Below are 25,868 nucleotides of genomic sequence, written 5' to 3'. Positions count from 1 at the left end.
CGCCCTTTCTCATGGCGTCCGGCGCGCGCTTGCCGGACGAGCATCAGCCGACGATCAGCTCGAGCGTGAGTGTGTCGAGCGTGAACGACCCATCGTCCTGAATGCGGAAGTGGCGGCGCACATTGTCGGCCATTGCCGCCTGGAGCGCACGGATGGCCTCTTGCATCGGCGCGGGCGTGCGCATGCGCGTCGTCCACGTCGTGAAGTCGAGGTCAAGCGTGCGAGGCGTGAGCGATGCTACCGAGAAGCCGGCGCCAGCGGCCATCGCCAGCCATTCGCTCGTGGCGTAGTCGCGCACGTGCGAGGTGTCGCGCAGGACCTCGACGGCCTGCAGATAGGTGTCGAGCAACGGTTGGCCCGTGGACGCCACATCGCAGATCACCACACGTCCGCCCGGTTTGAGCACGCGGCGCATCTCGCGCAATGCGGCGCCCACGTCCGCCCAGTGATGGGCGCTGTACCGACTGAACACGAGATCGAACGAGGCGTCCGGAAAGGGCAGCGATTCGGCAGCGCCGAGTTGCGTATCGATGTTCGTCATGCCGCGCTTTGTGGCTTCCGCAGCAACCACGCCGAGCATGTCGGCCGACAGGTCGTAGGCCACCACGCGCGCCACGTGCGGGGCGGCGAAGAAGCTCACGTGGCCCGCGCCGCACCCGAGGTCGAGCACCTGGGCGTTCGGATGCGCGCGGGCAATCGCGGCAAGCTGTTCGAGATCGGCGCCTTGCGCGTGGTTGGCGCTCGTGAGATACGCACTCGCCTGCGGGCCGAACTGGCCGGTCACCACGGCGTTGTGGGAATCGTGTGTCGTTGCCGAAGCCGTGTCGGCTGGGCGGGCGGTCTCGCTCATGGGCGTCTCCTGGATCGTGGGGGCTGGCGGACTGTCGCGGCAAGCGCTTGCGCCACAGCCATGAGTGTCACGATAATGGGTCGTCGATACCGGTACAAGTTGCCCATTTATCCTGGTATGAAAAATAATACCCTCGCTCCCGCCCCGCCTTTGCCATCGTCCGATACGTCGGCGCCGCTGTCCAGCCGGCCTGCCGACGCCGCTCGCGCGCGTCGCGCGCTCGGCGACTTCCTGCGCGCGCATCGCGAGCGCCTCACGCCTGCCGCGGTCGGATTGCCGCCGATGGGACGCCGCCGCACGCCGGGCCTGCGGCGCGAGGAGGTGGCCCAGTTATGCGGGCTGTCGGCCACCTGGTACACCTGGATCGAGCAGGCGCGCGAAGTGTCGATCTCGGCGGGGGCACTGGCCGCCGTGGCGGGCGCGTTACGGCTGTCGCGCGCCGAGCGGGCGTATCTGTTCGATCTGGCAGGGCGCCGCGATCCGGAGCGCGGCGCCGAGCCATTGCCACATCATGCTACGGCGCAGGTACAGGCTGCCGTGGGCGCGGTGGCGGCCCCCGCCTACGCGCTTGACCGGTGTTGGGACGTGCTCGCGTGGAACGATGCAGCCGCCGACATCTTTCGCGGATGGCTCGATACGAGCGGGGCACCGGGCACGAAGAACCTGCTGCGCTACATCTTTCTCGACGACGCGGCGCCCACGCTGATTCAGGACTGGGAGCGACGCGCGCGGCGGGTGGTGGCGGAGTTTCGCGCCGAGTGCAGCGCCTATCTCGACGACACGCCCGTGCGTGCGCTCACCGATGCCCTGCAGCGAGAGAGCCCGCGATTCGCCGCGCTCTGGTCGCAGCAGGACGTCGTCGAGCGCGAGGGCGGCCGGCGCGGTTTCCATCACCCGCTGCGAGGCGACATCGATTTCGCGCAGGTGACGTTCCGGCTATCGGGGCATGACGACGTCAAGCTGGTGATGCTGCTGCCCTGAGTGCCATGCCGCACCGGCTTAGGTGCCCGAGCGCAACCACTGCACGAGCAGGGTGGCGGTGGCCATGCCGAGCAGCGTCATGATGAGCGAGCCGCCCACGTGAACGAGCACGATCATCGACGCCCAGCCCATCTCGCCTTCGCGCAATAGCGTGGTGACTTCGGCGGAAAAGGTGGAGAAGGTGGTCAGGCCGCCGAGAAACCCGGTCACGACGAACAGGCGCCATTCGACCGGCACTGACGGAACGTGGCTGAAGAAGGCGACCGCCACGCCGATGAGATAGCCGCCGCCCAGGTTGGCAGTGAGGGTGCCCAGGGGCAGGGTGGGCAGGAGGTAGTTCAGATGTGCGCTCAGCGTCCAGCGCAGTAGTGCGCCGAGGGCTGCGCCGACGCTCACGGCGACGACCGAAGCAAACATGGGTGACTCCCCGTGCGGAATTCGCGCGGACGGATCGCGCGGATAACAAAACGGCCGGCCTTTTCAGGCCGGCCGCTCTCGCCTCTCAAGCGAATACTACACGTACCGGACGACTTCGCGAACGACTTAGTCCTTCGGGAACGCCGTGGCGCCACCGTGCGCGCCCGACCACTCGGCCGGCGCGTGCAGGAATTTCTCGACCTCGTCGAGCGTCTTCGTGTCGAAGTGATTCTGTTGCTTGGCCACACGCAGCACGTCCCACCAGGTGGCGAGCGAGTGCAGTTGCACATCGATGTCCTTGAGCACCTGACGGCTCTCCGGGAAGATGTCGTAGTGGAAGATCACGAACACGTGATTGACCTTCGCACCGGCTTCGCGCAGCGCCTTGCAGAAGTTGATCTTGCTGCGGCCGTCGGTCGTGAGGTCTTCCACGAGCAGCACGCGCGAACCTTCCGGCAGGTCGCCCTCGATCTGCGCATTGCGGCCGAAACCCTTCGGCTTCTTGCGCACGTACTGCATCGGCAGCATCAGCTTGTCGGCGATCCAGGCGGCAAACGGAATGCCGGCGGTTTCGCCGCCGGCGACCGTGTCGAACTGCTCGCAGCCCACGTCCTGAATGATCACGGCCTCGGCGAAGTCCATCAGCGTGCGGCGCACGCGCGGGTACGAGATCAGCTTGCGGCAGTCGGTGTAGACCGGGCTGGCCCAGCCCGAGGTGAAGATATACGGCTTCTCGGCGTTGAAATGCACCGCGCCCACTTCGAGCAGGATCTTGGCGGTGATGTCGGAAATCGCCTGGCGGTCGATGCCAATCATGATGCGGTTCCTTAGCGTGGCTGCCCGCCGTGCGGCGTGCAGCCAGGAGTCGTGGAGGGGTCAGCAGGGTGACGCAGTGCGCGGGGCGCTGCGTCAGGACGCCGTCTGAGGCGGCGGGTCGTCGGGCCTTGCGGCGAACGACCGGCGCTTAAACGCGAATTATGCCACAAGTTTCAGCAAATGCATGGGCAATTATGCACTGAGCGTATATTTTCCATCGGTGGTCTACGCGCAGTGTGCCCGCACGGCGCATATGAAAATGGATGCCCGACAGATGAGTCCAAAAAAAGAGACAGTTGCCGAGCCTTTATGACAGGCATACACTCACGCCGAAAATTCAGACCGGACGTGACTATGCCCAACGATTCCTCGCCCTCGCTTGCCGCGCCCGCCGCGCCGCAAGACGCCTCTTACGCCAACCGCGCCCTCTGGGCCTCCGCCATCGGCTACGCCATGGACGGTTTCGACTTGCTGATCCTCGGCTTCATCCTGCCGGCGATTGCCGCCGATCTGGCGCTTTCCACGGCGCAGTCGGGCTCGCTCGTCACTTGGACGCTGGTCGGTGCGGTCTTCGGCGGCATCGTCTTCGGCATGCTCTCCGATCGGTATGGCCGTGTGCGCGTGTTGTCGTGGACGATTCTGCTGTTCGCGTTGTTCACCGGCCTGTGCTCTCTCGCGCAGGGGTACTGGGATCTGCTCGCGTATCGCACGATTGCCGGCATCGGCCTGGGCGGGGAGTTCGGCATCGGCATGGCGCTCGCGGCGGAAGCATGCCCGCCGGCGCGCCGCGCCAGGGCGTCCTCGTTCGTGGGGCTGGGCTGGCAGGCGGGCGTGCTCGCGGCCGCGCTGCTCACGCCGATACTGCTGCCTGTCATCGGGTGGCGCGGCATGTTCGCCGTCGGCCTGCTGCCGGCGGTCGTGTCGTTCATCATGCGTCGCACGCTCGGCGAGCCGGAGATGTTCCTCGCGCAGCAGCAAAAGCCGCGTGAGCACGCACCGCTCAAGCTGCTGGTCAAGGACGGTGCCACGACCCGCGCCAGCCTCGGCGTGGCGATCCTGTGCTCGGTGCAGAACTTCGGCTACTACGGCCTGATGATCTGGATGCCGTCGTACCTCTCGAAGACCTTCGGCTATTCGCTGACCAAGTCGGCCATGTGGACCGCCGTGACGGTGCTCGGCATGGCGTTCGGCATCTGGTTGTTCGGCCGCCTGGCCGACCGCGTGGGGCGCCGGCCGACGTTCATCGGCTACCAGATCGGCGCCGTGGTGATGGTATTCGTCTACGCGCAGTTGCAGTCTCAGTTCGCACTGCTGATCGGTGGGGCGGTGATGGGCCTGTTCGTGAATGGCATGATCGGCGGCTACGGCGCGCTGATCTCGGAGCTGTATCCGACGGCTGCGCGCGCCACCGCGCAAAACGTGCTGTTCAACATCGGCCGCGCGGTCGGTGGGTTCGGCCCGCTCACCGTGGGCGCCCTGGCGGCAGCTTATTCGTTCAAGATCGCGCTCGTGTTCCTGGCCGCCATCTACGTTCTCGACATCGTCGCCACGCTGTTCCTGATTCCCGAACGTCGCGGCGAAGCCCTGCAGTAAGCCCGCGGCGGCGGCAATGCCGCACGCGCGCCATGCTGCGCGTGCAGCATCGAGCTTCAGGCGCAAGGTGTACACTTTGCGTCCTGCGATGCGTCCGGCGCATCGCAAGTCCCACGGTCCGATGCGCGCGCGAGCGCGCCATCCCGGATCGGGGAAGTGGTGGTCATCACGCCACCGCGCCGTGAAGAACCCCGTCGACGACACAATCGCCGAATCCCTCCGGTTGGCTCTTCCCCCGCCGTGATCCGTCAAAAGACGGCTGTGTCCGCACGCTGCCCATGCGCGGCGCAGGCCCGGCCGTCGCAAGTCTTTAGGTATCGAGATATGGATGAACAACTGAAACAAAGCGCCCTGGCGTACCACGAGAATCCGCGTCCGGGCAAGATCTCGGTGACGCCGACCAAGCCCCTGTCGAACCAGATCGACCTGTCGCTGGCCTATTCTCCGGGCGTGGCCTACGCGTGCGAAGCGATCGCGGAAGACCCCCTGGCCGCGAACCGCTACACCTCGCGCAGCAACCTCGTGGGCGTGATCACCAACGGCACGGCCGTGCTCGGCCTGGGCAACATCGGTCCGCTCGCGGCCAAGCCGGTGATGGAAGGCAAGGGCTGCCTGTTCAAGAAGTTCGCCGGCATCGATGTGTTCGACATCGAACTCGCGGAGCACGACCCGGACAAGCTCGTCGAGGCCATCGCCATGCTCGAGCCCACGCTCGGCGGCATCAACCTCGAAGACATCAAGGCGCCCGAGTGCTTCTACATCGAGAAGAAGCTGCGCGAGCGCATGAAGATCCCCGTCTTCCACGACGACCAGCATGGCACCGCCATCATCGCCTCGGCCGCCATCCTCAATGGCCTGAAGGTCGTGGGCAAGGACATCGGCAAGGTGAAGCTGGTCTGCTCGGGCGCCGGCGCCGCCGCCATCGCCTGTCTGGACCTGCTGGTGAACCTCGGTCTGAAGAAAGAGAACATCCTGGTGCTCGACTCCAAGGGCGTGATTCATACCGGCCGCGACAAGCTCGACGAGAGCAAGGCGCGCTACGCCGTGGCGACCGACGCCCGCACGCTTGCCGACGCCAGCAATGGCGCCGACGTCTTCCTCGGTTGCTCGACGGCCGGTGTGCTTACCGCCGACATGGTCAAGACCATGGGGCCGAAGCCGTTGATTCTCGCGCTCGCGAACCCCGAACCGGAAATCCGCCCGGAAATCGCCAAGGCGGCGCGTCCGGACTGCATCGTGGCGACCGGCCGTTCGGACTACCCGAACCAGGTCAACAACGTGCTGTGCTTCCCGTTCATCTTCCGCGGCGCGCTCGACGTCGGCGCGACCACCATCACGGAGGAGATGAAGCTCGCCACGGTGCGGGCCATCGCCGAGCTGGCGCAGGAAGAAGAGCAGAGCGAAGAAGTGGCGCGCGCCTATGAAGGCCAGTCGCTCGAATTCGGCCCGGAATACATCATTCCGAAGCCGTTCGATCCGCGCCTGATCATCAAGATCGCGCCCGCTGTCGCGCAAGCCGCCATGGACTCGGGCGTGGCCACGCGTCCGATCGAGGACATGGACGCCTACCGCGAGCAACTCGGCACGACCGTGTACCGCACCGGCTTCATCATGCGTCCGGTGTTCGCCGCCGCGCGCGCACGCTTCGGCAACGACGCCGCGCGTATCGTGTTCGCCGAGGGCGAGGACGAGCGCGTGCTGCGCGCCGCCCAGTTCGTGCTGACCGAACGCATCGCCCGGCCGATCATCATCGGTCGCCCGGCCGTGGTCGAAATGCGGCTGCAGAAGATCGGCTCGAAGCTCAAGCCGGGCATCGACTTCGAGATCGTGAATCCTGAAGACGATGCGCGCTATCAGCGTTGCTGGCAGGAGTATCACAACCTTGGCGCGCGTCACGGCGTGACGCCAGAGGTCGCCAAGGCCGCCATGCGCAAGGACAACACGCTCATCGGCGCGATCCTCGTGCGTCTGGGCGAAGCCGACGGCATGATCTGCGGCATGATCGATACGTACCACCGTCATCTCGACGTGGTCGATCAGGTGCTCGGCCGCGCGGCCGGCGTGGAGAACTACGCCGCCATGAACCTTTTGATGCTCGAGAAGCGCAACCTGTTCATCAGCGATACGTACGTGAACGAAGTGCCGACCTCGGAACAGCTTGCCGAGATGACCGTGCTCGCGGCCAAGGAAATCGAGCGCTTCGGCATCGCGCCGAAGGTGGCGCTGCTCTCGAACTCGAACTTCGGCAGTGTGAAGTCGGCGTCGGCACAGCGCATGGCGCGCGCCTGCGAGCTGCTCGCCGAGCGCGCCCCGCAACTGGAAGTGGATGGCGAAATGCACGGCGACGCCGCGCTGTCGGAAGCGGTGCGTCGCGCCGCCTACCCGGCGTCGCGACTGGCGGGCGAGGCGAACCTGCTCGTCATGCCGAACGTGGAAGCCGCGAACATCACGTACAACCTGCTCAAGATGACGGGCGGTGAAGGCGTGACGGTCGGTCCGTTCCTGCTCGGCTGTGCCAAGCCGGTTCACATCCTGACGCCCGCCGCCACGGTGCGTCGCATCATCAACATGACGGCCGTGGCCGCGGCGAACGTCACGCGCTGAGTGCGTTGCGCCGGGTGACGGGCGGAGTGCCGGTGTCGGTGCCCCGTCCGGTCGCCAGAAAAAAATCCCGCCGGACGCTCGCGCGCCGGCGGGATTTTCATTGGGCTGCCGGATTCGCGTCCGGCGCCTCTCAGGACATCTGGTCGCGCAATCCGGTCATCATGCGGCCACGCGATGCGAATCGCCATCGCGGAACTGCGCGAGCAACTTCGTCCACTTGATGCGCGTGGCGGCAAGGTTTTGCGCCTTGACGTGCCCATACCCGCGAATCTCCTGCGGCAACTCGGCGAGCTGCACGGCCAGCGTCAGGTTCTGCTCGTTCAGTCGCGACACCAGTTCATTGACCAGCGCTTCGTACTCGCCGATCAATGCACGCTCCATGCGACGTTCCTCGGTGCGGCCGAAGATGTCGAATGCGCCGCCGCGCAGGCCCTTGAACTTGGCGAGCACGCCGAACGCCTTCATCATCCAGGCGCCATACGTCTGCTTGATGAGGTGCCCCTTGTCGTCGTGCTTCGCGAGCGACGGTGGCGCGAGATGGAAGCGCAACGTGAAGTCGCCTTCGAACTGCTCGTTGATCTTCTTCATGAACGCCGGATCGGTGTACAGGCGCGCGACTTCGTACTCGTCCTTGTACGCCATGAGCTTGTAGAGCCCGCGCGCCACGGCTTCGGTCAGCGGCATCTGCGCGCCCTCCTGTGTGAGCGGCGTCTCCGCCGCGCGAACACGGTCCACCATCTGCTTGAAACGCTCGGCGTAGGCGCGATCCTGATACGCCACGAGCTGGTCGTAGCGACGCTGGATCAGCATGTCGAGTGCGCGCGGCGTGTGCAGCGTGATCAGCTTGCCGCCGGCTGCCGACGATTCCGGCGTTTCGCCTTGCTGCGCGAGCTTGCGCACCGCGGCGAGATCATGCGCGGCGCGACGGCCCCACTCGAACGCCTGCTTGTTCTTCTCGATGGCCACGCCGTTCAGTTCGATGGCGCGCGTGAGTGCCGCATAGGACAGCGGTACCCAGCCCTTCTGCCACGCGTAGCCGAGTACGAACGGGTTTGTGTAGATCGTGTCGCCGAGCAGTCGCAATGCAAGGTGATTGGCGTCGACGAAGTCCACGCCGTCGCCGGCCGCGGCGCGAATGTCGTGCTCGGTGCTCGAGCCGGGGAAGCGCCAGTTGGGGTTGCGGATGAAGTCCGCGGTCGGGGTGTGCGCGCTGTTCACGACGACGTTCGTCACGCCGTACTGCACGCGCGAGAGTGTGTCGTCGCTGGCCGTGGTGATGGCGTCGCACCCGATCACCACGCGCGCGTCCCCCATGGCAATGCGCGTCGCGTGAATGTCCTCCGGTTGCAGCGCGATCTGCACGTGGCTCGTCACGGCGCCGCCCTTTTGCGCGAGACCGGTCACATCGAGCGTGGTGACGCCCTTGTTCTCCAGATGCGCGGCCATGCCGAGCAGCCCGCCGATCGTGACCACGCCCGTGCCGCCCACGCCCGTGACGAGAATGCCGTACGGGCGCGAAATGGTCGGCAGCACCGGTTCCGGCAACGGCGGCAGGCCGCTGCTGTCGACCTGCGCGGTCCTGGGCTTGCGCAACTGACCGCCCTCGACCGTCACGAAGCTCGGGCAGAAGCCGTTCACGCAAGAGTAGTCCTTGTTGCACGTCGACTGGTTGATCTGGCGTTTGGTGCCGAACTCGGTCTCGAGCGGTTCGACCGACAGGCAGTTCGACTTCACCGAGCAGTCGCCGCAACCTTCGCAGACCGCCTCGTTGATGACCACGCGCTTGGCCGGATCGGGGTACGTGCCGCGCTTGCGACGGCGGCGCTTCTCGGTGGCGCAAGTCTGATCGTAGATCAGGATGGATGTGCCCTTGACCAGGCGCAGCTCGCGCTGCACGCGGTCGAGTTCGCTGCGGTGATAGACCGGCACGTCGCCCACGAGCTTCACACCCTCGTACTTCTCGGGCTCGTCGGTGACGATCACGATCTTCGCGGCGCCCTCGGCATCGACCTGTGCCACGATCTGCGGCACGGAGAGCGTGCCATCGACCGGCTGCCCGCCAGTCATCGCGACGGCGTCGTTATACAGGATCTTGTAGGTGATGTTGACCTTCGACGAGATCGCCGCGCGAATTGCCAGCAGGCCGGAGTGGAAGTACGTGCCGTCACCCAGGTTCGCGAAGATGTGCTCGTCGCAGGAGAACGGCGCCTGGCCGATCCAGGGCACGCCCTCGCCACCCATCTGCGAGAAGGTGTCGGTCTTGCGGTCCATCCACACGGTCATGTAATGACAGCCGATGCCGGCGATCGCACGCGAACCCTCGGGCACGTTGGTCGACGTGTTGTGCGGGCACCCCGAGCAGAACCACGGCTTGCGCTCGACGGCCACGCGCGGCTTGGCCAGCGCCTGTTCCTTGGCTTCGATCACGCGCAGACGCGCGGCGATGCGCTCGCGCACGTCGCTCGGCAGTTCGAACTTCTCCAGACGCGTGGCGATGGCCTTGGCGATCAGCGCGGGCGAGAGTTCGTAGTGCGCGGGCAGCAGCCAGTTGGCCATCGGCACCGACCATTCGCCGCCGGCACCGTCCTTCTCGTCGAACTTGCCGTACACGCGCGGGCGCACGTCGTCGCGCCAGTTGTACAACTCTTCCTTGATCTGGTATTCGAGGATCTGACGCTTCTCCTCGACCACCAGGATTTCCTGCAGCCCCTGGGAGAATGCGCGCGCACCCTGGGCTTCCAGCGGCCAAACGCAGCCCACCTTGTAAAGACGAATGCCGATGCGCTGACACGTGGCTTCGTCGAGCCCGAGGTCGGCAAGCGCCTGGCACACGTCGAGGTATGCCTTGCCCCCGGTCATGATGCCGAAGCGCGCATTGGGCGAGTCGATCATCACGCGGTCGAGCTTGTTGGCACGCACATAGGCCAGGCCGGCGTACCACTTGTAGTCGATCATGCGCGCTTCCTGCACCAGCGGCGGATCGGGCCAGCGGATGTTCAGCCCGTCGGGCGGCATGATGAAATCTTCAGGCAGTCGCACGTCGACGTTGTGCGGATCGATCATCACCGATGCCGACGATTCGACCACGTCCGTCACGCATTTCATGGCAACCCACAGGCCGGAGTAACGGCTCATCGCCCAGCCGTGCAGGCCGTAGTCGAGATACTCCTGCACATTCGACGGATACAGCACGGGGATGCCGGCGGCCTTGAAAACGTGCTCCGACTGGTGGGCGAGGGTGGAGGATTTGGCGGCATGGTCGTCGCCCGCGAGCACCAGCACACCGCCGTGCCTGGACGAGCCGGCCGAGTTGCCGTGCTTGAACACGTCCATCGAGCGGTCGACGCCCGGGCCCTTGCCGTACCACATGGAGAACACGCCATCGAACTTGGCGGGATACAGATTGACCTGCTGCGAACCCCAGACCGACGTGGCGGCGAGATCTTCGTTCAGGCCAGGCTGGAAAACGATGTTATGACCGGCGAGATGCTGCTTCGCCTTCCACAGCGACAGGTCCAGACCGCCCAGTGGCGAGCCGCGATAGCCCGAGATGAAACCTGCGGTATTGAGCCCGGCAGCGGCGTCGCGCGCCTGCTGCAGCATCGGTAGTCGAACCAGGGCCTGAATGCCGCTCATGTAAGCGCGACCGCGCTCGAGCGTGTACTTGTCGTCGAGCGTGACCGATTCCAGTGCGGCCAGCAAGCTCGGATTGACGGGGGCGTTCATGGGGTGTGCTCCTCACTCTCACTGATTTTGGGATCGCCAAAACTTCTTTGCCCCCCCGCTCTCGTGAAGCAGGACGGCAGCGGTGATTGCCGGCCTCTGTATTTTTGCTTTCCCGAGTGCTCACCCATGTGATGCCACCCGGTGGGCGGGGCCTTTTTTCGTGATGCTGATGCCAGTCGGACTTATGGTAGCACCGGCGTCATGGCATTGCCTGACGGTGAAGGTGACGTCGCATACGTTGCCGCTTGGGGCAGTACCACGCGCATTATGACGTTTACGTAAACGTAATACGGTTGGCGTAAACCCTCGCCGGCCGAGACCGTCGCCCCCCCTCACACAACCGGCAGGTGCGGCATTGCACCGCTTCGTGATTTTGGGAATTTCACTCAAAATGATGCCAATGTGTCGCGAATATGTCGGCAACCGTGCGTTTGTCAGCGACTTCCGACACATGGGTAACAACGTGTAACGGTTCGGGGCGAAGGGGAACGGAGCAGGCAGAATGCCACCTAATGCCTTACCTGACGCGCTGTCGATTCGCTCGATCCCGGCACTGCCGATGTCCCGAAGCCCGTCAGGTACGTTCCACCGCGCACAGCGAGTGCGCATGCAATAAAGCGATACGTAAGAAGGAGTCACTGTGAATCAACGAAACATCGCCAAATTCCTGCTGGTTTCCGCTTCGTTCCTGACCCTGGAAGTGAGCGTCGCCCGTGCCGATGAACTGGCACGCGACAAGACGGCCGAACCGACCCCGGTGAGTTCCACCGTGAGTTCCCCCGTTACGCCGCAGCGTTACGAAGGCCCGCTCGACCAGCGCACGATCGATCCGCGCGAATTCCAGCGCCGCTGATGCGGCCTGAACAACGTTGAACGCGCCGCCCATGGCGGCCCGTTCTGTCCCATCAGGGCGTCGCCTCGCAAGGTCGGCGCCCTTTCTTTTTCCTCTTTTTTTCCCGATACCGGCGTCGGCGTCTTCTCTGTAATCTCTTGTAATGGGAGTGAGGGGGTTGGTATTGCCAAAATATTCATAATCTACGCAATAATATTGCGCATATGACAAAAATAGTGGGGGGGAAGTGTCAAAACTGGAACTCGACAAGATCGATCGCCGAATTCTGGCCTTGCTGCAAGGCAATGGCCGGCTATCCAATCTCGAGATCGCCGAACAGGTACGCCTGTCGCCGAGCCCGTGTCTGCGGCGCATCCGCCGGCTCGAGGAAGCCGGTGTCATTCGCGGGTACGTCGCGCTGCTCGAGCCCACGCGTCTCGGCCTCGGGCTACTCGCGTATGTGAACGTGCGCCTGGACAAGCGGCATCCCGGCGACGGCCAGGGCGGATCGGTGATCGAGCACTTCCGCAACGTGGTCGAGTCCTGGACCGAAGTCGTCGGGTGTTACGCGATGGCGGGCGACATGGATTATCTGCTGCGCGTGCACGTGCGGGACATGGCGCACTTCTCCCGCTTCATGCAGACGAACCTGCTCGTGCACCCGAGCGTGGTCGATGTGAAGACGAGCTTCGTGCTCGACCAGCTCAAGGAAACGACGGCACTGCCGCTACCGTGACCAAACGTGTCCCGTCATTGTCACGCGATCAAAAAAACCCGGCCATAAGGCCGGGTTTTCTTTTTTATGCCGTCGACTCGGGCGATAAGCGGTTCAGGCGGCGCGCTGATTCGGTAGCAGGGCGCCGAACAGGCGACGCGCATTACGAAGCTGGCGCTTGATCGCGTAATCGAAGGCGGCGACTTGTTCCTGCATCATCTCCGAGAGCATCGATTGCGTATCGGCCGGAGGCAGGCTCAGATAGCCGTCCGCTTCGCCGTACGCGAAATTGATCTGCATGCCAGCCTTCTTTGCGATACGCATCATGCGGGCGTTTCGCGACAGGCAGTGCATGTAGAGGGTGTCGACGCGCTTGTTGCGGCAGTGGATGGCCGCCCGCTCGAAAAGTCGCGAGCCGATGCCGCGTCCGCGTGCCGATTCGAGTACCGAGACACCGAATTCCGCGACGCGGCCGTTCTTGCCTTCGGGCAACTGGGCAACGTGGGCGACGGCGACGAGCGCCAGATTGTCGTCGTAGACGCCGAAGACGCTGTCGCGAGCAAAGTCGAGGCTGGCAACGTAGCGCGTGATGATGTCGTCGGAGACGGCCTGGCCGAAGCGCAGCAGGCGGTCTTCTTCGCCGAGCGCCAGGAAATGGCGCTGGAGACGGTGGATATCGCCGGACGTCAACTCACGAATCAGCACGCTCGACCGCTCGTTGGCGGCAACCGTCGCGCGTGCGACGTCGGGCGTGTGGTTCGGGGCAGTCATGGCGTATTCCTTGAGTATTCTTTCGTGCGTCGACTGGATTGTGCGACGCAAAAGAATTATACCCGAATGGCTAGGTAAAAACCCTAGGAATCGTGCGGTGCCGTTGGAGGGAAATGCCTAAGTCGCTGAAGAATGGCGTCTTTTCTGGGTTTGCGCGGTGGCTCTCGCCTAGGAGAGGTTGTTGCGAGGCAACAAAAAAGGGCGAAACTTTCGCCCTTTTTGTAAGTGTGCGCTCACATTAAGTGTGGGTGTATTTCGGGTGTGTCCTCGGCGTCACGTTTTCGCGGGCAGTACGGCAGCGGGGATGGCAGCCTCGATGCCATCCGGCAGGGGGGCGGCGAGGCCGTGTTCGAGCACGGCGATTACTTCGTTGGCGAAATCGCGGTAGCGCATGCGTCCACCCGGTTTGAGCCATGTGAACGTCCAGTTGATCATGCCGAACAGCATCATCGTGAGCGCCGTCTGGTTGTGTTTGGCGACCCGATCGGGGAAGGCGCGCGCGAGCTGACGCGCGAAGGCGGCCACCACATCGCGTTGCCGGTTCAGCACGATCTCCCGTTGCTCGTCGTTGAGGAACTTCACGTCGTTGAGCAGCGCGATGTGCCGCGTCTGCGACGTTTCGTACTCATCGAGGAAGGCGCGAATCAGCTCATGGAACGTGTCGCGCTCGGAGAGACCGCGGCGCTGGCCAAGCGCCTCAACCTCGGTGACGATCAGCATCAGCCGCTTGGTGTAGCGCTCGAGCAGATCGAACAGAATGGCGTCCTTGCTCGCGTAGTAGTGATAGAGGCGGGCCTTCGACGTGCCGCACGCAGCGGCCAGCTCGGACATCGAGGTGCTCGGATAGCTCGCGCGGGCGAACGCCTCGGCCGCGACATCGAGAATCTGTTCGCGCTGCGATTCGTGATCGGGCGCTTTGGTACGTGCCATAAACGGGGGTTACTCCAGTCGTAGATCGCACGCGGCGGCGGCTGTCGTGTCGCCGCGCAGTGCGAGCCGGCCTGCCGCACCGAGTTCGCGGCAGCGCCACAGCAGAAAACTGTCGGTCGCAAAAAAACCTTCGACGCGGGGCATGGTCTCGCCGAGAAAGGCCGCCATCGGTGTCCAGGCAACGGGCGCCAGGGCAAGGAGCTGGTCGTCGATCTCCGCGAACGTTGCGCCTTCGAAGGTGTTGTGCACCCAGCGGCGCACTTGCGTATTCACTTGTTTGAGCGCGCGCCATTCGAGCGAAAGGCGGCCGATGCGCAACAGCGAGATCGGGGCGATGCGCGCGAACCGTTCGGCGAGCACTTCCGGGGCGTACATGCCTACGCTGGTGCGCCGCTCAGGGCCTTGCGCCGCGCCCGGGCCGCTCAGATCGGCACTGCGCAGCACGATTTCGTTGAGTCGGGCGGGCGTGTTTCGCAGCATGAACGATACGCGGCGAAGCGCAAGCTGATCCGACGCACTGTCGCCATGCCAGCACACCACGGCACTCTCCGTGGGGCCGCCTTCGGCCAGGCGCTGCAGCGACGCCAGTTCCTCGCGCAACTCGCCGGCGTAATCCCGGTTCGCCGTCGGCATCACCCGCTGCCAAAACGCCGCGCGCTGACGCTCGTTCTCGTCGATCTCGCGCAACGGACCGACGGCCAGGTCGTCTCGCAGGACAAGCACGGGGTCGGCGCGGTGCGCCAGCGCCATTGCCGCGCGCAACTGCTGCGCGGCAATATCGCCACAGACGACATGGATGGTATTCATGCCCGGTAGTTTACGGTATTCCCGCAACCTCGGGTTGACGCGCCCGTCATGACGGCATTAACAGGCAATGACAGGCGATAACAGACAATCGCCGCGCTGAGCCGGAGCATTGGCCGGACTTCGCGCCGGTAGCTGCGACGTCGCCGAGGTCTTGCCCCGGCAGGGTCCCCGCGTTCGCGCGACGCGGAAATCCACGTCACGCGGAACAGCGGCATCGCGGACGCGGCCACCCGCGATCCGCGCCCTCGTCGATCAGCGCTCGTCGTAGCTGACCACGACGCGCTCAGTGAGCGGACGAGCCTGGCACGTCAGCACGAAGCCTTGCTCAACTTCGTAGTCTTCCAGCGTGTAGTTCTTGTCCATGGCGACTTCGCCTTCGAGCACCTTGGCCCGGCACGTGCAGCACACACCGCCCTTGCAGGCGTACGGCAGCGACAGGCCGGCGGCCAGGCCGGTGTCGAGGATGCTCTGACCCTCGTACGGCTGACGCAGACGACGCTCCTTGCCGTCCATCACCACGACCAGCTCGGCCATCGGCGTATCGTCGGTGATCACGACCGGCTTCACGCCGGCTTGGGGCGAGGGCACGCCGAAGCGTTCGACGTGGATCTTTTCCTTGGCAACGCCCGCGGCGGCCAGCGCGGCCTCGGCCGCATCCATCATCGGGCCGGGACCGCAGATGAAGGCTTCATCGATGCTCGACGGTGCAATGAGTGTCTCGAGGAAAGCGGCGCACTTTTCCTGATCGAGCAGACCGTTGAACAACTCGACCTCCTGTGCTTCGTCAGAGAGCACGTGATACAGGCGCAGACGTCCGAGATACGTGTTCTTCAGGTCCTCGAGGGCTTCGGCGAACATGATGGCGGGCACTGAGCGGTTGCCGTAGACCAGCGTGAACTGGCTGTTCGGCTCGGTGGCCAGCGTGGTCTTGATGAGCGCGAGCATGGGCGTGATGCCCGAGCCACCGGCGAAGCCCACGTAATGCTTGGCCTGCTCGGCGGACAAACGCGTGAAGAAGCGGCCGTCCGGCGTCATCACGTCGATTTGCTGTCCCGGCTTGAGTTGATCGTTGGCGAAGTTCGAAAACTTGCCGCCCGGCACGCGTTTGATGCCCACCCGCAGTTCGCCCGTGGCCTCATAGTCGGGCACACCAACGCAGATAGAGTAGGAGCGACGAGCTTCTTCGCCGTCGATCTCGGTCTTGAGCGTGAGGAATTGGCCTTGCGTGAAGCGATAGGCGTCGCGCAGCGCCTCGGGCACCGTGAAGGCGATGGAGATGGCGTCGGCGGTCTCGGGACGGATTTCGCGAATGGTCAGCGAATGGAATTGCGGTGTCGTCATCGTGGGCTTCCTTACCGTCCGGGTGCGGGTGGCGACAATCGAAGTGTCGGCATCGTTACGCGCGAAGCGGGATCAGTCGGGTCAATCGGATCAATCGGGTCAATCAGTAGGGCTTGAAGTAGTCGAACGGCTCTCGGCAAGCGCGACAACGGTAATGTGCCTTGCAGGCGGTCGAGCCGAAGGCCGAGACCACTTCCGTGTCGTGCGACCCGCAGTGGGGGCACGGCACACCGTCTTTCGGACGGCCGTAGAACGTGATCTTGCGCGGGGCGTCTGCGGCCACCGCATGCGCCCCGGTGGGGGGGGCGATGCCATAGCCGCGCAGTTTTTCGCGCGCTTCGGGGCTGATCCAGTCCGTCGTCCATGCGGGGGCGAGCACGGTCGTGATGCGCCACGGGCCGAGACCCGCGCGCGTCATGGCCGCCTCGATGTCCTCGGCGATCTGTTGCATCGCCGGGCAGCCCGAGTACGTTGGCGTGATCACGATCTCGAAGGCCGTGTCGCCGGTGTCGTTCGTCACGACGCGCACATCGCGCAGAATGCCGAGTTCCCGAATCGAGACGACCGGGATCTCCGGGTCGGGCACCGATTCGAGCGTTTGCCATGCGAGCGCCAGCGACGCTTCCGAAGCCGGCGTCAGCACGTCGGGCGCAACGGGGGGCGTAAGTGGCAGGGTCATGGTCGTATCCGTCAGCATGATGTGCGCGCGTGGCTCACCAGTTCGCGCCGGGGTGCTGGCGTGCCAGTCCCTGCATCTCGCCGAGCAGATAGCTCATGTGCTCGGAGTGACGGCCGAACTTGCCCGTGCTCTCGAACGCACCGTCGACCGGGGCGGTGAGCGTGGCTTCGGCGAGTGCGTCGTTCACCGTGGTTTGCCAGGCGTCCTTGAGCTCGGCCATCGCCACGCCGGTACCGGCGGCGGACACGGCTTCCTCGAGCGGGTCGCGCTTGAAGATCTCGTTCATGTACGGCACGAGGTAATCGAGCGCGGCCTGGGCGCGGCGATGCGATTCCTCTGTGCCGTCGCCGAAGCGCACGAGCCAGTCGCGCGCGTGGTGCAGGTGGTAGTGCGCTTCCTTGACCGACTTCGCGGCGATGGCGGCGAGTTCGGCGTCGTTCGAGCTGGCCAGCGCCTGCCATACCTCGACCATGAGGGCCGAGTAGAGGAAGTTGCGCACGATGGTCACGGCGTAGTCGCGCTCGGCGGCGGTGGTGCCGGCGGTCGGGCCGTAATGGGGCAGCTCGACGAGCGTCCAGTTGCGGAAGGCGAACTCGTCGCGCCAGAAGGCGTAGTCGTCTTCCTGCTTGGCAATGCCGGTGAGTTCCGCTTCGATCTTGGCGGCGTGCTGATACAGCATGCGTGCCTGACCGATGAGATCGAGGCTCAGGTTGGTGAGCGCGATGTCTTCTTCCAGCACGGGGCCGTGACCGCACCATTCCGCATTGCGCTGACCGAGGATCAGCGCGTTGTCGGCGAGGCGCAGCAAGTAGGACAGGTGTTCCTGCGTCGGTTTCATGTTCTGGGGTCTCGCATGGGGCGCGCGGGCGCGCCGCCGCTTACATGTGGTTCACTTCTTCCGGCAGCTGGTAGAAGGTCGGATGGCGGTAGATTTTGTCGGCGGCCGGGTCGAACAGCTCGCCCTTGTCTTCCGGCGCGGACGCGGTGATGGCGGCCGACGGCACGACCCAGATGCTCACGCCTTCCTGGCGGCGGGTGTAGACGTCGCGCGCCATGCGCAGCGCCATCTCGGCGTCGGCGGCGTGCAGGCTGCCGCTGTGCTTGTGCTCGAGGCCCATCTTGCTGCGCACGAACACTTCCCAGAGGGGCCATTCCTTGTTGCTTGCTTGCGTCATGATCGTTCCTGATGTCTTGTGAGGGCTGCGTGGCTTGGGTGCGAGCCGCTCACGCGGCCTGCTTCTCGGCGCGGCGGCGCTGCTTTGCGGCGTGTGCCAGGGCGGCTTCGCGTACCCAGGCGCCTTTTTCGTGGGCGGCCACGCGGGTGCCGACACGTTCCTTGTTGCACGGGCCGTCGCCGCCGACCACGCGCCAGAATTCGGCCCAGTCGATCTCGCCGTAGTCGTGCGCCTTGCGCGCCTCGTTCCACTTCAGATCGGGGTCGGGGAAGGTCACGCCGAGCACACGGGCCTGTTCGACGGCGGCGTCGACGAATTTCTGGCGCAGATCGTCGTTCGAGATGCGCTTGATGCCCCACTTCATGGTCTGGGCGCTGTGGATCGAGTCCTTGTCGCTCGGGCCGAACATCATCAGCACCGGCCACCACCAGCGGTTCACGGCCTCCTGCACCATGTCGCGCTGGGCCTGCGTGCCGTTCATCATGGCGAGGAGGGCGTCGAAGCCCTGGCGCTGGTGGAACGATTCCTCCTTGCACACGCGGATCATGGCGCGTGCGTAGGGGCCGTACGAGCAACGGCACAGCGGCACCTGGTTCATGATGGCCGCGCCGTCGACCAGCCAGCCGATCACGCCGACATCGGCCCACGTGAGGGTCGGGTAATTGAAGATGCTGGAGTACTTGGCCTTGCCCGAGTGAAGCGCATCGATCATTTCGTCGCGCGACGAGCCGAGCGTTTCGGCGGCCGAATACAGGTACAGACCGTGACCGGCTTCATCCTGCACCTTGGCGAGCAGAATGGCCTTGCGCTTCAGGCTCGGCGCGCGCGAGATCCAGTTGCCTTCCGGCAGCATGCCGACGACTTCCGAATGGGCGTGCTGCGAAATCTGGCGCACGAGCGTCTTGCGGTACTCGGCCGGCATGTAGTCCTGCGGCTCGATCTTCTGATCGGCGGCGATGCGCGCATCGAAGCGGGCTTGTTGCTGCTGCTCCGCCTCGCTCAGGGCGCGCACGCCCTTGGGGCTGTTGCCGGCCAGGTCGATGGCTTGCGTATACATAAAGGAAGGCCTCCGCGACATGTGGGGATATGGAACGCATTATAAACCGACCGGCCGGTCGGTCAATAAATGTTTTCCATGATATGGCGCGCGCGATCATCCGAGTTGCGGCCGGCGCTTTCTATCCGGTGATGGTTGCGCACTTGTCGCCAGCGGGACGGCGCGCGGGCGCCCTTCCTTATGTCGCGCTTACGCCACGCGAATCGCTGTGGTAGCGAGACGACAGGCCTCGCTCAGCGTCGTTTGCTATACTGCGAACGATTCTCATTTGCATAAACGATGCCTGTGCCGCCTGAGCCTTTTCGGCTGCACCTGGCCCGGGACAGGAGGGGCGCATGCCCGCCGACGACACGCTGCCGCCCGATACCACGCTTACCACGCTTACCACGCTTCGCGGCCTCTACAACGATCATCACGGCTGGCTGCATGGCTGGCTTCAGCGAAAGACCGGCTGCTCGCACCGCGCGGCCGACCTTGCGCACGACACGTTCGTGCGCATGCTGGAGCGCGATCCGCCGCGACGGCTGGCGTCGCCGCGCGCATTCATCACGACCGTAGCCCAGCGGGTGCTTTACAACTTCTGGCGTCGCGAGCAGATCGAGCGCGCGTATCTGGACGCACTGGCACAGCAGCCCGAGTCGCTCGTGTCCTCGCCCGAGGAGCGCGCCGTGGTGCTCGAGACACTCCTCGAGATCGATCGGTGCCTCGACGGCCTGCCGCCGCTCGTCAAACGCGCCTTCCTGCTCGCCCAACTCGACGGCCTCACCCAGGGGGAAATCGCCGACAAACTCGGCATCTCGCTGGCGACGGTGAAACGTCATCTGGTGCGCGCCGGCACACAGTGCTTCTTTGCGATGGAGGCTTCATGACGCCGGTGCGCGCGGGCGGATTCGATGCCGGGGTTGCGCGACAGGCCGTTGAATGGTGGGTGACGCTGCATGCCGACGACGCCACCGACGCGCTTCGCGCGGCCTGCTTGCGCTGGCGTGAGGCGCACCCGGAACACGCACGCGCCTGGCAGCACATCGAGAACGCCGAACGCCGCATGCGTCAGATGTCCGGCACGCTCGGTGCGTCCGTGGCGCAGGCAGCGTTGAATGCACCCCGCTCGCGCGGTCGCCGCCTGGCGGTGAAGGCACTCGTGGGCGTGCTGTTCGTGGGCACCGGCGCCTGGGTCGCCGGCGATCCACCGGCCGTGCAGTGGTGGCGCGCCGACGTCCGTACCGGAGCGGGCGAGCGTCGCACCCTGCAACTGGCCGACGGCACCACGCTCGTGCTCAATACCCGCAGCGCCGTGCGGCTGACGATGGCCGGGGGCGTGCGGCGCATCACGCTCGTCGACGGTGAAATCATGGTGAGCACCGGCAAGGACGCCGCTCATGTGTCGCCGCGCCCGCTCATCGTCGCGACGGCGCTGGGCACGCTATCGCCGATGGGCACGCGGTTCTCAGTGCGACAAGCGCCGCTGGCCGACGGCGTGACCGTGCAGGTGTTCGAAGGCGCGGTGCGCGTGGCGGCCAAGGAAGCGTCGGCGCCATCGGGGGCGCCGGGTGCCGCCGCCGCACGCATCGTACGTGCGGGCGAACAGGCGAGCTTCACCGCCGACGGCGTGAGACCCGCCACGCCGCTGACATCAGGCGACGGTGCGTGGACGGAGGGCATGCTCGTCGCCGTGGACATGCGCCTCGATGCCTTCCTCGCCGAACTGTCGCGCTATCGCCGTGGCTACTTGCGCTGCGATCCGGCCGTGGCGGCGCTGCGAGTGTCCGGGACCTATCCGCTGGGCGATACCGACGCCGTGCTCGCGGTCTTGCCTCACGCGTTACCCGTGTCAGTGGCGTCGGTAACGCGCTATTGGGTCAGCGTCGGGCCGCGCCGCTGAAATGCCGCCGCGCGCGCTCGGCATTTTTCTTCCCTGAATGGGCACATGTTTGAGCTGTTTCGCAGGTCTCGCGTGACAAGAGGAGTGAACCCCCTCTCTCCGTTGCCTGAACCAGACCTCTACGAGACTTTTCATCATGGCCGTCGCTTCTCCCGAAATCCCCCACCTTAGGCGCTTCCGGTTCCCGTCGGGGTTCCAACGTGCGACGCGGGCACTCTCTCGGCTAGGTGCGCGCGGTTGCGCAGCTGCCGTGGACGTCAGCGTCCCGCAATGGCGGCTCCGCGTGAGTTGCGCAAGCGTTGCTGCGACTTTCGCAACGACGCTCGCCAGCGGTGTCGCGCACGCACAGACGGTCGGGCAAGCGCCCGCCGCCGCGTCGACACCCTCGGCGCAGACGCGGACTTACGCCATCCCGGCCGGCCCCCTCGACGGCGTGCTCGCGCGGTTCGGCCGGGAGGCGGGCATTCTCCTCACGTATGCTCCCGCGCTCACTTCCGGACGGCACAGTCCCGGCGTGCAAGGCCGCTTCGACGTGCCCGGTGCGTTCGGCCAGCTGCTGGCGGGCACGGGGCTCACCGCATCGCCGCACGGTGCGGGCTATGCGCTGACGCCGCAAGGTGCCCCCGTTGTGGCGGCGATCGTCGCGGGCGGCAGCTCGGCGGACGTGGCGCTTCCGGCGACGCATGTGCAGGCGCAGGCCTGGGCGGACGCGTATCGCATGCCCGTCGACGCGAATGTCTCGCGCTCCGACGCCCCCATCCTCGACATTGCGCAAGCCATCAATGTCGTGCCGCAGCAAGTGCTGGCCGATCAGCGTGCGCGTACCCTCGACGACGCGCTCGTCAACGTGAGCGGCATCGTGCAGGGCAATACGCTGGCCGGCACGCAGGACACGTTGCTCAAGCGTGGGTTCGGAGGCAACCGGGATGGCTCGATCATGCACAACGGCATGCCGCTGGTGCAGGGGCGAGGGCTCAATGCCAACGCCGATTCAGTGGAGGTGCTCAAGGGGCCCACGTCGCTGCTCTACGGCATCATGGACCCGGGCGGCGTGATCAACGTGGTGAGCAAGCGTCCGCTGCTCAAGCCCTTCACGGCGGTGAGCCTGGCGGGTACGACGTTCGGCCACGGCAGGCTCGGCGCGCAGGAGACGCTCGACACCACGGGTCCCATCGGCGATACGGGGCTGGCGTATCGGCTGGTCGTCGAGCAGAACAACCAGTCGTACTGGCGCGCCTTCGGCACCCAGCGCGAGACGCTGGTCGCGCCGACGCTCGCCTACTACGGGCGCGACACGCAGGTCGTGCTTTCGTACGAGTACCGCAACTTCCTCACTCCCTTCGATCGCGGCACGGTCATCGATCCGACCACCAACAAGCCGCTCGCCGTCTCCGCACGCGAACGGCTGGATGACGTCCACAACGAGATGACCGGTCAGTCGCACCTCGCCCAGATCACCGTCGACCACCAGTTCGACGCCGAGTGGAAAGCCCACTTCGGCTACAGCTACAACCAGGAAACCTATGACGCCGGGCAATTGCGCGTGAACGGTATCAATACGGCCACCGGGGTGGTGTCCCGCAGCAACGACGCCACACGCGGCTCGGTCAGCACCGACAGCTTCGGTATTGCCTATCTCGACGGCAAGGTGCGGTTGGCCGGCATGCGTCACGACCTGCAACTCGGCGGCGATTGGGAGTATCGACGCATCTATCGCCGCGACCTGATCCGTCAGACGGCCAGGTGTACGTTCTCGTATCTGAATCCGGTGTACGGCTGCGAGGTCATACCAACGACCGTGTCGGCCAGCGACAGCGACCAGACCGACACACTGCACGACGCCTCGCTGTTCTTTCAGGATGCCATCCACATCACCGACCGGTGGATCGTCGTGGGCGGGGTGCGTCTGCTCACCTACAGCCAACTCGCCGGCAAGGGACGCCCGTTCCGGGTGAACACGGATATCGCCGATACCCGCTGGCTGCCGCGTGCCGGCGTCGTCTACAAGGCGACCGATGACGTGTCGTTGTACGGCAGCTATTCGGAGTCGCTCAAGCCCACGTCGACCATCGCGCCGTTGTCGTCGGGCGTGGTCATCGACTCGAGCGTCGCGCCGGAGCACGCGAAGTCGTTCGAACTCGGGGTGAAGCTCGATATCCCCAACGGGCTGAGCGGCACGCTGGCCGTGTTCAACATCGACAAGCGCAACGTGCTGGTGTCGCAGTTCAACGATGCGACCAAGGGTATCGACTGGCGTACGTCGGGGGCGGCGCGCTCGCGCGGTGTCGAGCTCGATGTGTCCGGACGCATCGGGCAGCGCTGGAACGTGATCGCCAGCTACGCGTTCATCGACGCGAAGACGACTGACGATCCGCTCTACACCGGCAACACGCTGGCAAACGCGGCGCGTCATACGGCGTCGCTTGCCGCGGTGTACGACTGGGGCGCCGTGCTCGGCCAGGGCGGCGGCAACCTCAGGCTCGGTGCCGTGGGACGCTACGTCGGATCGCGTCCGGGCGATTCGGCCAACAGCTTCACGTTGCCCGCGTATTTCGTGGCCGACGTGTTCGCCACCTACGACACGAAGATCGGGCGTCACCCGGTCCACTATCAGTTGAACGTCAAGAACGTGTTCAACAAGACGTATTACCCGTCGAGCGCCAGCCAATACTTCGTTGCGGTCGGCGACGCGCGCTCGGCCACGCTCTCGGCCGCTTTCGAATTCTGACGGGCACGGGGACATCGGCTCGGCGATGCGAGGGTCAGAGCAGATCGTCGCTCGGCAGCAGAGTGAAGGCGCCGGCCACCGCATTGCGCCAGAAAGGCGCGTAGGGCTCTACGTCGAACGTGCGGGCGCGGCCATTCTCCTCGCCCACCCAGCGCAGCGCCGGCATGGTGGGTGGCGTGGGCGTTTTTGGCGTCGTGTCGGGCGGCGCCAGTTCGACGCGAAAACTCGTGCTCGGCGACGTCGCCTGATCGAAGATGCCTGCCATTCGCTCGGCGAACTCCGGACTGTGGATCACGATCGCCAACTCGGTGTTCAGGCGGACCGAGCGCGGGTCCAGGTTGAACGAGCCGAGAACGACGTCGCGCCGGTCGATCACGTAGGCCTTGCCATGAAGACTTGCGCGCGATGAGCCACCGAAGGTCACGCGTCGGGGCGCATGCTCGCCGACGCCGTCTCCGCGGATCGGTTTGAACTCATACAGTTCGATGCCCGCCTGCAGCAGCGCCGGGCGGTAGCGTGCATATCCGGCATGGACCGGGACGACGTCCGTCGCCGCGAGCGAGTTCGTCAGCACCCGGACTTTCACGCCCCGGCCGGACAGCGTCGACAGAAAACGGACGCCGCCGTCCATCGGCACGAAGTACGGGGAGATGATCAGCACCTCGCGCTGGGCGTTGGCTGCGAGCTGGCGGAGTCTTGCCCCCGGCGCGCTCTTCGTTTCGGCGGCGGGGGTGTCGAGCTTGTCGGGCGTGTCCGCCGCGAGCTCGGCATTTGCCCAGAACAGTGGCACGCGGCCACTGCGCAGGCCATCGGCGAGCGCGGGCTGGTGGAGCGCCTGGTGTCCGGCGGGCACGGCGTCTGCGTTGTGCCAGTGACGCGCCAGAGCCTCGCGTGTGGCGTCGAGCGTCTCCTGATCGATCTTCGACTGTACCTGCTTTAGCGGGTAGGACTGCGCGCTCGTCCAGAAATGGTCGAAGCTGCGCGAGACGGCATCGACGACAGGACCGGCGCAAAGCAGGTCGAAGTCGCGAAAGGAGAGGTCGGGATTGGCGTCGAAATATTCGTCGCCGAGGTTGCGTCCGCCGACGATGGCGACTTGGTTGTCTGCCACCAGCGCCTTGTTGTGCATGCGGCGATTCAACTGGTCGAACCGCGTCAGCAGGTTGCCTGCGCGCTCGAGGAGCGTTGTGTCGCGTGTGCCGAACGGATTGAAGACCCGGATCTCGATGTTGCGGTGCTGGTCCAGGACGGCGAAGGCAGGGTCCGTGTGGCGGCGATTGATGTCATCCACCAGCATGCGAACGCGCACGCCTCGATCGGCCGCGGTGAGCAACGATTGGAGCAATAGCCGGCCGGTGATGTCTTCCCCGGCGCTGTAATACTGAACGTCGAGACTGTGTTGCGCGGCTTGCACCAGCGCCAGGCGCGTGGTGAAGGCGGCCGAGCCCGTCGCGAGCAATTGGAAGCCAGACTGGCCAGGATGGGCCCGTACGGCAGGCGCCAATGCGCTGGCGAGCGCGCCAGGTGTCGCGGCGGTGGTATGCGTCGCCCACTGAGAGGGCTCAGGTGGCGGACGCACGGTACTGCAGGCGGCGGTGAGGAGCACGAGCGGCAGCAGTGGCGCCAGTCGCCTCGTGCAAGCCGGCGGGAGCGAGCGGAAGACGCGCGAAAGAAACATCTCGGACGCTCTATATATATAGGGACAGTGGGGGAGGGGGATTCGTGGCGGCGCGGTGCCGACGTCGATATCGCCTTTCCATAGGGGCAAGCTGTCAGGAAGCATATGCGATTTCGCCGGCTGCGTCGCTGGGGGACGCCGGGACAGAGAGATCGCACCTCCCCCGTGTGTGTCTTGTCCCGTGGCGTTTGTCCGGCTCGCGAGGGGCCCTTTTTCATGGCTTTTCAAAATATTTTCACAAAGGGCTTGCCAGGGTTCGGGGTTTTCACTAATATCTCGTCTCTCG

General features: G+C 65.3%; 21 protein-coding genes. 8 read left to right on the top strand and 13 right to left on the bottom strand.

Annotated features, from left to right (window positions below; all coding sequences use genetic code 11):
- Nucleotides 1–43: 43 nt before the first annotated feature.
- The gene (locus tag PMO31116_RS21885) at nt 44–850 is read right to left on the bottom strand and encodes a class I SAM-dependent methyltransferase (RefSeq protein ID WP_150568545.1); all 807 of its coding nucleotides are present in this window, start codon (nt 848–850) and stop codon (nt 44–46) included.
- A 117-nt stretch (nt 851–967) separates the two neighbouring features.
- On the opposite strand from PMO31116_RS21885, the gene PMO31116_RS21880 reads away from it, so the two are divergent.
- Nucleotides 968–1,831 (top strand): helix-turn-helix transcriptional regulator, encoded by an 864-nt coding sequence (locus tag PMO31116_RS21880; protein WP_246185429.1) that lies wholly within the window; start codon nt 968–970, stop codon nt 1,829–1,831.
- A gap of 18 nt (nt 1,832–1,849) precedes the next feature.
- On the opposite strand, the gene crcB is transcribed toward PMO31116_RS21880, so the two are convergent.
- Together crcB and PMO31116_RS21870 are read right to left on the bottom strand one after the other, a co-directional pair.
- A complete protein-coding gene (crcB, locus tag PMO31116_RS21875; RefSeq protein ID WP_145864723.1) occupies nt 1,850–2,248 on the bottom strand; it encodes a fluoride efflux transporter CrcB in 399 nt (132 codons plus the stop codon).
- A 126-nt stretch (nt 2,249–2,374) separates the two neighbouring features.
- Nucleotides 2,375–3,064: an orotate phosphoribosyltransferase gene (locus tag PMO31116_RS21870; protein WP_145864722.1), complete on the bottom strand. Its 690-nt coding sequence runs from the start codon at nt 3,062–3,064 to the stop codon at nt 2,375–2,377.
- A 354-nt stretch (nt 3,065–3,418) separates the two neighbouring features.
- Between PMO31116_RS21870 and PMO31116_RS21865 the strand changes: the two genes are divergently transcribed.
- Together PMO31116_RS21865 and PMO31116_RS21860 are read left to right on the top strand one after the other, a co-directional pair.
- The gene (locus PMO31116_RS21865; RefSeq protein WP_150568544.1) at nt 3,419–4,657 is read left to right on the top strand and encodes an MFS transporter; all 1,239 of its coding nucleotides are present in this window, start codon (nt 3,419–3,421) and stop codon (nt 4,655–4,657) included.
- Nucleotides 4,658–4,981: 324 nt separating this feature from the next.
- The gene (locus tag PMO31116_RS21860) at nt 4,982–7,261 is read left to right on the top strand and encodes an NADP-dependent malic enzyme (RefSeq protein ID WP_150568543.1); all 2,280 of its coding nucleotides are present in this window, start codon (nt 4,982–4,984) and stop codon (nt 7,259–7,261) included.
- 159 nt (nt 7,262–7,420) lie between these two features.
- Here the strand turns inward: PMO31116_RS21860 and PMO31116_RS21855 are convergent, their stop codons facing one another.
- On the bottom strand, nt 7,421–10,987 hold the full coding sequence (locus PMO31116_RS21855) for an indolepyruvate ferredoxin oxidoreductase family protein (RefSeq protein ID WP_150568542.1): 3,567 nt from the start codon (nt 10,985–10,987) through the stop codon (nt 7,421–7,423).
- 640 nt (nt 10,988–11,627) lie between these two features.
- On the opposite strand from PMO31116_RS21855, the gene PMO31116_RS21850 reads away from it, so the two are divergent.
- The gene (locus tag PMO31116_RS21850; protein WP_023872528.1) at nt 11,628–11,840 is read left to right on the top strand and encodes a hypothetical protein; all 213 of its coding nucleotides are present in this window, start codon (nt 11,628–11,630) and stop codon (nt 11,838–11,840) included.
- 226 nt (nt 11,841–12,066) lie between these two features.
- Nucleotides 12,067–12,555, top strand: coding sequence for an Lrp/AsnC family transcriptional regulator (locus PMO31116_RS21845; RefSeq protein ID WP_150568541.1), 489 nt, complete (start codon nt 12,067–12,069; stop codon nt 12,553–12,555).
- A 93-nt stretch (nt 12,556–12,648) separates the two neighbouring features.
- Here PMO31116_RS21845 and PMO31116_RS21840 read toward each other — a convergent pair whose 3' ends face one another.
- The 8 genes from PMO31116_RS21840 to paaA form a co-directional block, all read right to left on the bottom strand.
- Nucleotides 12,649–13,305, bottom strand: a complete 657-nt coding sequence (locus PMO31116_RS21840; RefSeq protein ID WP_150568540.1) for a GNAT family N-acetyltransferase — start codon at nt 13,303–13,305, stop codon at nt 12,649–12,651.
- A gap of 273 nt (nt 13,306–13,578) precedes the next feature.
- Nucleotides 13,579–14,235, bottom strand: a complete 657-nt coding sequence (locus tag PMO31116_RS21835; protein ID WP_150568539.1) for a TetR/AcrR family transcriptional regulator — start codon at nt 14,233–14,235, stop codon at nt 13,579–13,581.
- A 9-nt stretch (nt 14,236–14,244) separates the two neighbouring features.
- Nucleotides 14,245–15,042 (bottom strand): DUF1835 domain-containing protein, encoded by a 798-nt coding sequence (locus tag PMO31116_RS21830; protein WP_150568538.1) that lies wholly within the window; start codon nt 15,040–15,042, stop codon nt 14,245–14,247.
- Nucleotides 15,043–15,294: 252 nt separating this feature from the next.
- A complete protein-coding gene (gene paaE, locus PMO31116_RS21825; RefSeq protein WP_150568537.1) occupies nt 15,295–16,383 on the bottom strand; it encodes a 1,2-phenylacetyl-CoA epoxidase subunit PaaE in 1,089 nt (362 codons plus the stop codon).
- A 103-nt stretch (nt 16,384–16,486) separates the two neighbouring features.
- Entirely contained in the window at nt 16,487–17,062 is a 576-nt protein-coding gene (gene paaD, locus PMO31116_RS21820; protein WP_174971684.1) for a 1,2-phenylacetyl-CoA epoxidase subunit PaaD, read from the bottom strand.
- 34 nt (nt 17,063–17,096) lie between these two features.
- Nucleotides 17,097–17,900, bottom strand: coding sequence for a 1,2-phenylacetyl-CoA epoxidase subunit PaaC (gene paaC / locus PMO31116_RS21815; protein ID WP_150568535.1), 804 nt, complete (start codon nt 17,898–17,900; stop codon nt 17,097–17,099).
- A 40-nt stretch (nt 17,901–17,940) separates the two neighbouring features.
- Entirely contained in the window at nt 17,941–18,237 is a 297-nt protein-coding gene (gene paaB / locus PMO31116_RS21810) for a 1,2-phenylacetyl-CoA epoxidase subunit PaaB (RefSeq protein ID WP_023598510.1), read from the bottom strand.
- Nucleotides 18,238–18,286: 49 nt separating this feature from the next.
- On the bottom strand, nt 18,287–19,294 hold the full coding sequence (gene paaA / locus PMO31116_RS21805) for a 1,2-phenylacetyl-CoA epoxidase subunit PaaA (RefSeq protein WP_145864717.1): 1,008 nt from the start codon (nt 19,292–19,294) through the stop codon (nt 18,287–18,289).
- 335 nt (nt 19,295–19,629) lie between these two features.
- Here paaA and PMO31116_RS21800 point away from each other — a divergent pair, with 335 nt between their 5' ends.
- From PMO31116_RS21800 to PMO31116_RS21790, 3 genes are all read left to right on the top strand, one after another.
- A complete protein-coding gene (locus PMO31116_RS21800; protein ID WP_150568534.1) occupies nt 19,630–20,163 on the top strand; it encodes a sigma-70 family RNA polymerase sigma factor in 534 nt (177 codons plus the stop codon).
- Nucleotides 20,160–21,176, top strand: a complete 1,017-nt coding sequence (locus PMO31116_RS21795; protein ID WP_150568533.1) for a FecR domain-containing protein — start codon at nt 20,160–20,162, stop codon at nt 21,174–21,176. The genes PMO31116_RS21800 and PMO31116_RS21795 overlap by 4 nt, the downstream gene beginning before the upstream one ends.
- Nucleotides 21,177–21,312: 136 nt before the next feature.
- Nucleotides 21,313–23,904, top strand: a complete 2,592-nt coding sequence (locus PMO31116_RS21790) for a TonB-dependent siderophore receptor (RefSeq protein WP_150568532.1) — start codon at nt 21,313–21,315, stop codon at nt 23,902–23,904.
- Between the two features lie 34 nt (nt 23,905–23,938).
- On the opposite strand, the gene PMO31116_RS21785 is transcribed toward PMO31116_RS21790, so the two are convergent.
- Complete coding sequence (locus PMO31116_RS21785; protein WP_150568575.1) at nt 23,939–25,582, bottom strand: phospholipase D family protein; 1,644 nt, start codon at nt 25,580–25,582, stop codon at nt 23,939–23,941.
- Between the last annotated feature and the right edge of the window lie 286 nt (nt 25,583–25,868).

Origin of the sequence: Pandoraea morbifera, assembly GCF_902459575.1 — a bacterium.
GTDB classification, from domain to species: Bacteria; Pseudomonadota; Gammaproteobacteria; order Burkholderiales; family Burkholderiaceae; genus Pandoraea; species Pandoraea morbifera.
This window is presented reverse-complemented; position numbering and strand designations above follow the sequence as displayed.